8 protein-coding genes are annotated in these 8,713 nt (G+C 53.0%); all 8 read right to left on the reverse strand.

What is annotated here, in order from left to right:
* Positions 1–190 precede the first annotated feature (190 nt).
* Complete coding sequence (gene rpoB / locus GRH90_RS24785; RefSeq protein ID WP_162368654.1) at positions 191–4,219, reverse strand: DNA-directed RNA polymerase subunit beta; 4,029 nt, start codon at positions 4,217–4,219, stop codon at positions 191–193.
* A 447-nt stretch (positions 4,220–4,666) separates the two neighbouring features.
* The gene (rplL, locus tag GRH90_RS24790) at positions 4,667–5,032 is read right to left on the reverse strand and encodes a 50S ribosomal protein L7/L12 (protein ID WP_162368655.1); all 366 of its coding nucleotides are present in this window, start codon (positions 5,030–5,032) and stop codon (positions 4,667–4,669) included.
* A gap of 65 nt (positions 5,033–5,097) precedes the next feature.
* Positions 5,098–5,595 (reverse strand): 50S ribosomal protein L10, encoded by a 498-nt coding sequence (gene rplJ / locus GRH90_RS24795; RefSeq protein WP_162368656.1) that lies wholly within the window; start codon positions 5,593–5,595, stop codon positions 5,098–5,100.
* A gap of 511 nt (positions 5,596–6,106) precedes the next feature.
* A complete protein-coding gene (gene rplA / locus GRH90_RS24800) occupies positions 6,107–6,811 on the reverse strand; it encodes a 50S ribosomal protein L1 (RefSeq protein ID WP_162368657.1) in 705 nt (234 codons plus the stop codon).
* Between the two features lie 3 nt (positions 6,812–6,814).
* Complete coding sequence (rplK, locus tag GRH90_RS24805) at positions 6,815–7,243, reverse strand: 50S ribosomal protein L11 (protein ID WP_162368658.1); 429 nt, start codon at positions 7,241–7,243, stop codon at positions 6,815–6,817.
* A gap of 154 nt (positions 7,244–7,397) precedes the next feature.
* Complete coding sequence (gene nusG, locus GRH90_RS24810) at positions 7,398–7,943, reverse strand: transcription termination/antitermination protein NusG (RefSeq protein ID WP_162368659.1); 546 nt, start codon at positions 7,941–7,943, stop codon at positions 7,398–7,400.
* A gap of 1 nt (position 7,944) precedes the next feature.
* Positions 7,945–8,328 (reverse strand): preprotein translocase subunit SecE, encoded by a 384-nt coding sequence (gene secE, locus GRH90_RS24815; protein ID WP_162368660.1) that lies wholly within the window; start codon positions 8,326–8,328, stop codon positions 7,945–7,947.
* A gap of 266 nt (positions 8,329–8,594) precedes the next feature.
* On the reverse strand, positions 8,595–8,713 hold a 119-nt coding region (locus tag GRH90_RS24820), incomplete at its 5' end, for an EF-Tu C-terminal domain-related protein (protein ID WP_199379605.1).

The raw sequence follows: 8,713 nt of genomic DNA on the forward strand, positions 1-8,713 counted from the left end.
CCTGTTAGGCGCCTGAAACGCTCAGGCGCCCTTATTACCGGTGCGAACGCACCCGAGCTGAGATATCCCCGCCATCTTTCAAACCGCAGGTGCGCTGGCTGCACTCGTTCACCCGAATCACTTACCAACGTAAGCTCATCGGGTTCCCTCACTTGCCATCTTTCCACGATCTGAAAGCCATAGGGGTAAATTACTCTTCTTCCAGCTCGATGTTGATGCCCAGAGAGCGGATTTCCTTCAGCAATACGTTGAAGGACTCCGGCATGCCTGGTTCCATCGTATGATTGCCATCCACGATGTTTTTGTACATCTTGGTACGACCGTTAACATCATCCGACTTAACTGTCAGCATTTCCTGCAGGGTGTACGCCGCGCCATAGGCTTCAAGCGCCCACACTTCCATCTCACCGAAGCGTTGGCCGCCGAACTGCGCCTTACCACCCAACGGCTGTTGGGTAACCAGGCTGTAGGAACCGGTGGAACGGGCATGCATCTTGTCATCAACCAAATGGTTGAGTTTCAGCATGTACATATAACCCACGGTGACCTGACGTTCGAACTGTTCACCGGTACGGCCGTCAAACAAAGTTATCTGGCCGGAGGTCGGCAAGCCGCCCAACTGCAACAGTTCCTTGATTTCTTTTTCCTTGGCGCCGTCAAACACCGGTGTCGCGATTGGCATACCCTTCTTCAGGTTTTCCGCCAAACGGAACACTTCGTCATCCGTGAAGGTAGTCAAATCCACTTTCTGGCGAACATCATCGCCCAGATCGTAGGCTTTCTGGATAAACTCACGCAGCTTGGACACGTCTTCCTGACGTTTCAGCATCGCGTTAATCTTGTCGCCGATGCCTTTGGCCGCCATGCCCAGATGGGTTTCCAGGATCTGGCCGATGTTCATACGCGACGGTACGCCAAGCGGGTTCAGCACGATATCGACCGGCACGCCGTTTTCATCGTAAGGCATATCCTCGATCGGGTTGATCTTGGAGATAACACCCTTGTTACCGTGACGGCCCGCCATCTTGTCGCCCGGTTGAATCTGACGTTTAACCGCCAGGTAGACCTTAACGATTTTCAGCACGCCCGGCGCCAGATCATCACCTTGGGTGATCTTGCGACGTTTCGCTTCCAGCTTCTTCTCGAACACGGTTTTCAGTTCGTCGTACTGCTCTGCCAGTTGCTCAAGCTGATTCTGCTTGTCTTCGTCGGTCAGACCCAGTTCCAGCCAGCGCTCGCGCGTCAGCTTGGACAGCTTCTCGTCCTCGATGCCGCCGGAAACCAGTACGTCATGGATACGGGCAAACAGGCCGGCTTCGAAAATCTGCAGTTCTTCAGTCAGGTCTTTCTTGACCTGCTTAAGCTGCATTTCTTCAATTTCCAGCGCGCGTTTGTCTTTTTCCACGCCGTCGCGGGTAAACACCTGCACATCGATAACCGTACCGGAAACACCGTTAGGCACGCGCAGCGACGAATCTTTCACGTCGGAGGCTTTTTCACCAAAGATGGCGCGCAGCAGTTTTTCTTCCGGGGTCAGCTGGGTCTCGCCTTTCGGCGTTACCTTGCCCACCAGGATATCGCCACCGGTCACTTCGGCGCCAATATAAACGATACCGGATTCATCCAGTTTGGAGAGCGCGGCTTCACCCACGTTCGGGATGTCGGCGGTGATCTCTTCAGGCCCCAGCTTGGTGTCGCGGGACACGCACGCCAGTTCCTGGATATGGATGGTGGTAAAGCGATCTTCCTGCACCACGCGTTCGGAGACTAGGATGGAGTCTTCGAAGTTGTAGCCGTTCCACGGCATGAACGCTACGCGCATGTTCTGGCCCAATGCCAGTTCACCTAAATCGGTGGACGGACCGTCAGCCAGCACATCGCCGCGTTCTATCGGTTCTCCCAGGGACACGCAAGGCATCTGGCTGATGCAGGTGTTCTGGTTGGAACGGGTATATTTGGTCAGGTTGTAGATATCGATACCCGCTTCGCCGGCAACCATTTCATCCGGGTTAACGTTAATCACGATACGAGACGCATCGACATACTGGATGGTACCGCCGCGTTTGGCTACGGCGGTAACACCGGAGTCAACGGCCACGGCGCGTTCCATGCCGGTGCCTACCAGCGGCTTGTCGGCGCGCAGGGTCGGTACGGCCTGGCGTTGCATGTTCGCACCCATCAGGGCGCGGTTGGCGTCATCATGTTCCAGGAAGGGAATCAGCGAGGCACCCACCGACACGATCTGCTGAGTCGATACGTCCATATAGTCGACCTGGTCGCGGGTGAACAGGCTCGATTCGCCTTTGCTGCGGCACGTTATCAAATCATCGACGAAATGGCCTTCTTCATCGAGATTGGTATTGGCCTGGGCAATAACGAAGTTGCCTTCCTCAATCGCGGACAGGTAGTGGATTTCATCGGTCACCACGCCTTCACGCACCCGACGATACGGCGTCTCGAGGAAGCCATATTCATTGGTCTGCGCATACACGGACAGGGAGTTGATAAGACCGATGTTCGGGCCTTCCGGCGTTTCGATGGGACATACCCGGCCGTAATGGGTCGGATGCACGTCGCGAACTTCGAAGCCGGCGCGTTCACGGGTCAAGCCGCCTGGGCCCAACGCGGAAATACGGCGTTTATGCGTAATTTCCGACAGCGGGTTGTTCTGGTCCATAAATTGAGACAGCTGGCTGGAACCAAAGAACTCTTTAACCGCGGCCGAAATCGGCTTGGCGTTGATCATATCCTGCGGCATCAGCGTATCGAGATCGCCTAGGGACAGACGTTCTTTAACCGCACGCTCAACACGCACCAGGCCGACGCGGAATTGGTTTTCCGCCATTTCGCCCACGGAGCGGATACGACGGTTGCCCAGATGGTCGATATCATCGACTTCACCAGAACCGTTACGGATACCGATAAGCTTCTTCATCACTTCAATGATGTCGAGCTTGCTCAGGATGCCGGAACCTTCAATCTCTTCACGCAGCAAGGACCGGTTGAACTTCATCCGGCCAACCGCGGACAGATCGTAACGATCTTCCGAGAAGAACAGGTTTTCAAACAGGTTTTCCGCCGCTTCGCGGGTCGGCGGCTCGCCGGGACGCATCATGCGGTAGATTTCAACCAACGCGCTCAGGCGATCGCTGGTCGGGTCGACGCGCAGGGTCTCGGAGATATACGAACCATGGTCCAGATCGTTGGTAAACAGCGTTTCGATACGCTTGTGTCCCGCCTGGCTCAGTTTCGCCAGCAGGTCCAACGTCAGTTCCATATTGGCCGGACAAATAATTTCACCGGTATTTTCATCGATGTAGTCTTTGACCACCACTTTACCGATGATGTATTCAACCGGTACATGGATTTTATCAATGCCGTCTTTTTCCAGCAGGCGAATATGGCGCGCGGTTATGCGGCGGCCTTTTTCGACATAGACGGTGCCATTGGCCTCGATGTCAAACGAAGCGGTTTCACCACGTAAACGCTCAGGAACCAGTTCCATCTGCAGTTTATTGTCGTGGATTTCGTAAATGACTTTGTCAAAGAACGTATCCAGGATCTGCGCCGTGGTGAAATTCAGCGCGCGCAACACGATGGTTGCGGGCAGCTTGCGCCGACGGTCGATACGTACGAATAGGTTGTCTTTGGGATCGAACTCAAAATCCAGCCAGGAACCACGGTAAGGGATGATACGTGCGTTATACAGCACTTTACCGGACGAATGCGTCTTGCCCTTATCGCTGTCAAAGAATACGCCGGGGCTACGATGCAACTGGGAAACGATAACACGCTCGGTCCCGTTGATTACAAAAGTCCCGTTGTCGGTCATGAGCGGTATTTCGCCCATGTAGACTTCCTGTTCCTTGATGTCTTTAACCGTGCCTTCCGGTGCTTCACGCTCGTAAATCACCAGGCGCAGTTTTACGCGCAGCGGTGCGGAGAATGTCACTCCACGAATCTGGCACTCTTTGACATCAAATACAGGCTCGCCCAGACGGTAACTGACGTACTGCAGTTCCGAATTGCCGCTGTAGCTCTGGATGGGGAATACAGAACGGAATGCCGCTTCTAGTCCGTACTGTCCTTCCGGATCTTGCTCGATAAACTTCTGAAACGAGTCAAGCTGTATGGAAAGGAGATATGGGATGTCCAACACTTGGGGACGTTTCCCAAAATCCTTACGAATGCGTTTTTTTTCGGTATAGGAGTAAACCATAGGGTTCCTCAGCTCGCTGATCAGTGACCCACTCTGTCCGCCCAAGAAGGACAGGTCATGCAACACCATTTATACCCTTCATCTTTCACGTTGCGGGTGTATTGGCTACGTTCGCTCACCCGAATCACTTACCTTGGTAAGCTCATCGGGATTCACCCGCTTGCCGCCTTCCCGCAACGCGAAATCTATTGGGTATACATCTTCGGAAAGAAAACCCCCCTTCCGCAATACCTGTTTCTATCACTCTTAAACCATTTCGTCGCACTTTGTTAAACCAGGGAGGCTCGACAGGAGATGCAATATATTAAGTCGTCGATAGAGAAAGATATTGGGGTTGGCCAGTGGTTAAATAGTGTGAAACCCCACTGACGCCCTACAGCGCAAAAAGGCTGGTGACCATAAAGTCACCAGCCATCAGCCTAGGTTCAGGCTGCAACCTGGGAGATCTTATTTGATCTCAACAGAAGCGCCAGCTTCTTCCAGGGCTTTCTTCAGAGCGTCGGCGTCGTCTTTGTTAACGCCTTCCTTCATGGTTGCCGGAGCAGATTCAACCAGGTCTTTGGCTTCTTTCAGGCCCAGACCGGTAGCGCTACGAACGGCTTTGATAACAGATACTTTGTTACCGCCGATAGCGGTCAGCACGACGTCGAACTCAGTTTTTTCTTCAACGACTTCAGCCGGGCCGGCAGCTGCTGCAACAGCAGTGGCAGCGGAAACGCCGAATTTGGTTTCCATCATGGAGATCAGCTCAACGACGTCCATTACGGACATTTCTGCAACTGCGTCCAGAATTTGTTCTTTAGTGATAGACATAACAATAGTTCCTAAAATTCAGAAAGTGTTTATACGTTCGCAATAACAACCGAAAGAGAAGGCAATTAAGCCGCTTCTTTCTGATCGCGCAGTGCAGCCAGTGTACGGACCAATTTGCCTGCAGAGGCTTCTTTCATGGCCGACATCAGGCGTGAGATTGCTTCATCGTAAGTCGGCAGAGTTGCCAGGCGATCGATATTGGCCGCCGTGATAACTTCGCCTTCAAAGGCTGCTGCTTTAACCTCAAATTTGGCATTTTCTTTGGCAAAAGCCTTAAACAGACGAGCGGCAGCGCCCGGGTGTTCATGAGAAAATGCAATCAGGGTCGGACCAACAAACGTGTCTTTCAGGCATTCGAAAGGAGTGCCTTCTACGACGCGACGCAGCAGGGTGTTGCGAACAACACGCATGTATACGCCAGCTTCACGACCTGCTTTACGCAGTTCAGTCATTTTACCTACTGTAACGCCGCGAGAATCCGCAACGACAGCAGACAGCGCGCCTTTGGCTACTTCGCTGACTTCAGCAACAATCGCTTGTTTGTCTTGAAGGTTTAATGCCATTAGCTTGTGCTCCTGGATTTAGCCGGGGAAAATCACCCGGGACTCACTTGCTTATCACCAAGATGGAGATAAGCGTCTAAACACGGTGAGCAGAATCCAGCAAACGAATATGTTATTCAGCTTCTGTCACCGTCTACGCAGGACGATTAAGTGTCTTCCCGTCATCTTTCAAGCTGCGGATGCGTTGGCTGCCCTCACTCACCCCAGAAACTTACTTAAGTAAGTTCCTGGGGATTGGTGAACCTCATCCTGAGGTTCACCCTTCGGGCCAGCGAGCGCCGAGCGCTGTTCAAATCCGTTCCATACAGATTTGTCACTCGGTTGCCGCCTTTCTGCACCTCGAAATACTTAGGGTTAAAAAACACACCTGCGGTCTTGGACGGAGGCTTGGATAAGGCCAAGCTCCAACCGAAAATCTTGTTGTTTTTCCGCCCAGGCTAAACATCAACCAATGGCGAAGCAACAGGGCGTTAGATTCTAGACAAATCTTTCGCCCAAGTCAAAGGGGTAATTATGCGACAACCGTCGCCAAACCGCTCTGATCGATAGCCAGGCCCGCACCCATGGTGGTGGAGAGACTGATTTTCTTGATGTACACGCCTTTGGCCTGAGTTGGTTTGGCTTTTTTCAGCGCAACCAGCAAAGACTCCAGGTTTTCCCTCAATTTGTCAGTATCGAAGTCCACTTTACCGATGGTGGTGTGGATGATACCGTTTTTGTCGTTGCGATAACGAACCTGACCGGCCTTGGCGTTTTTAACCGCTTCGGCGACGTTCGGGGTGACGGTACCCACTTTCGGGTTAGGCATCAGGCCGCGCGGCCCGAGGATCTGGCCCAGTTGGCCCACGACGCGCATGGCATCCGGGGAAGCGATAACAACGTCAAAGTTGAATTCGCCTTTCTTGATCTGGTCAGCCAGGTCATCCATGCCAACCAGGTCTGCGCCGGCAGCCTTGGCGGCTTCGACGTTTGCGCCCTGGGTGAACACGGCAACGCGTACGGTACGGCCGGTGCCGTTAGGCAGGACGGTGGCGCCACGGACGTTCTGGTCGGACTTACGGGCATCAATCCCGAGGTTTACGGCAACGTCGATGCTTTCAACGAACTTGGCGGTAGCCAATTCCTTGAGCAGAGCAACGGCTTCGTTGATGTCATATTGCTTAGTGGAATCAACTTTGTCGCGGATTACACGCATGCGCTTGGTCAGTTTAGCCATTTCTTAATCCTCCACTACCAGGCCCATGGAACGAGCAGTACCTTCAATGGAGCGAGACATCGCTTCCACATCGGCACCCGTCATATCCGCCGCTTTGGTTTCCGCGATTTCGCGAACCTGGGCATGCGTTACTTTACCAACTTTTTCTTTATTCGGCTTACCAGAACCGGATTTCACGCCTGCGGCTTTCTTCAGCAGTACGGCGGCCGGCGGAGTTTTGGTAACGAAGGTGAAAGAGCGGTCGGAGTAAACGGTGATAACAACCGGAATTGGCAGACCTTTCTCAATGCTTTCAGTCTTGGCATTGAAGGCTTTACAGAATTCCATGATGTTAACGCCCTGCTGACCCAGTGCTGGGCCGACCGGCGGACTTGGATTCGCCATGCCTGCTGCAACCTGCAGTTTTACATAGGCTTGTACTTTCTTGGCCATTTGAATTTCCTCTAGCGGGTGATAGCGCCGGTTAAGGCTCCCCAGTGTATAAGCTATTACATGCCCTTGAGCACATAAAAACGAAAGGCGCGAAATTCTAGTTCAATTTCGCGCCTTGAGCAAGCATTAAAAATAATCGATAGGGGGTCGGCCGTCAGCCTTTTTCTACCTGGCCGAAGTCCAGCTCAACCGGCGTGGCGCGGCCGAAGATCGACACCGACACTTTCAGGCGGCTTTTTTCGTAGTCGACTTCTTCCACCACACCGTTGAAATCGGCAAACGGACCGTCGTTGACGCGCACCAGTTCGCCGGGTTCGAACAGCGTCTTCGGACGCGGCTTATCACCCACCTGCTGGAGACGATTCATGATCGCATCCACTTCTTTATCGCTGATAGGCGCCGGACGGTCTGAGGTGCCGCCGATAAAGCCCATCACGCGGGGCACGCTGCGCACTAAATGCCAGCTGGCGTCGTTCATCACCATTTGTACCAGCACATAGCCCGGGAAAAATTTGCGTTCGCTCTTGCGACGCTGGCCGCCGCGAATTTCGACGACTTCTTCCGTCGGCACCATCACTTCGCCAAACAGCTCTTCCATATCGTGTAATTTAATATGTTCGCGTAGGGACTGCGATACGCGACCTTCAAAACCGGAAAACGCCTGGACGACGTACCAACGTTTCTTGGGAGCTTCGGACATCTTAGAACCTCAGGCCAGTAATAAACGATACCAGACGGACCAGAATACCATCCAGTCCCCACAGGATCAGTGACATCACGGCGGTCACCGCGGCGACAATTAACGTGGTATGCAACGTTTCCTGGCGGGTCGGCCAAATCACTTTACGTACTTCGGTACGCGCTTCACGGGCAAACGCAACGGTCGATTTGCCTTTGACCGTCATCAGGGCAATACCGCCTGCGATAGCGATAATCAGCACGACTGCCAGCGCTCGCAGGGGTAAGCTAAAATCACGATAATAATAATTACCGACGATCGCAACCACCAGCAGTACAGCGACAACTACCCACTTTACCACTTCCAGGCTACGCCCGCTTCCTTGAGCTTCGGTATTCGCACTCATAAAAAAAACCTGTCACGTAGGATTCACACAAACAACTTAGCCCCGCAGAGGGCGAGGCTACCAAGCGAAGAGTGCTCTTTGAAAGCAACAAAACTTCGAAGCTTCACGCCGCTGATGAAGAGCCCATCTCACCAATGATTATGACGTAAAATCGCTGATGAGATAGGTTCTCTGTCACAGCGTAGAAAAAAGGCATCAAATGATGCCCTTTTACTGCGCGCTACGTCAAATGTTATTCGACATCTTTCAAGACTTATACAACAGTCTTACGCGATAACTTTGGCAACCACGCCGGCGCCAACGGTACGGCCGCCTTCGCGGATCGCGAAACGCAGGCCGTCGTCCATGGCGATCGGGGCAATCAGGTTAACAACCATCTTGATGT

It is taken from the genome of Acerihabitans arboris (assembly GCF_010131535.1).
Lineage (GTDB): Bacteria > Pseudomonadota > Gammaproteobacteria > Enterobacterales > Enterobacteriaceae > Acerihabitans > Acerihabitans arboris.

Bases quoted from the DNA above. Each gene is read 5' to 3' on its own strand.
- rplJ (WP_162368656.1), bottom strand. From the start codon at position 5,595: ATGGCATTAAACCTTCAAGACAAACAAGCGATTGTTGCTGAAGTCAGC.
- rplL (WP_162368655.1), bottom strand. From the start codon at position 5,032: ATGTCTATCACTAAAGAACAAATTCTGGACGCAGTTGCAGAAATGTCC.
- rplK (WP_162368658.1), bottom strand. From the start codon at position 7,243: ATGGCCAAGAAAGTACAAGCCTATGTAAAACTGCAGGTTGCAGCAGGC.
- rpoB (WP_162368654.1), bottom strand. From the start codon at position 4,219: ATGGTTTACTCCTATACCGAAAAAAAACGCATTCGTAAGGATTTTGGG.
- rplA (WP_162368657.1), bottom strand. From the start codon at position 6,811: ATGGCTAAACTGACCAAGCGCATGCGTGTAATCCGCGACAAAGTTGAT.
- nusG (WP_162368659.1), bottom strand. From the start codon at position 7,943: ATGTCCGAAGCTCCCAAGAAACGTTGGTACGTCGTCCAGGCGTTTTCC.
- secE (WP_162368660.1), bottom strand. From the start codon at position 8,328: ATGAGTGCGAATACCGAAGCTCAAGGAAGCGGGCGTAGCCTGGAAGTG.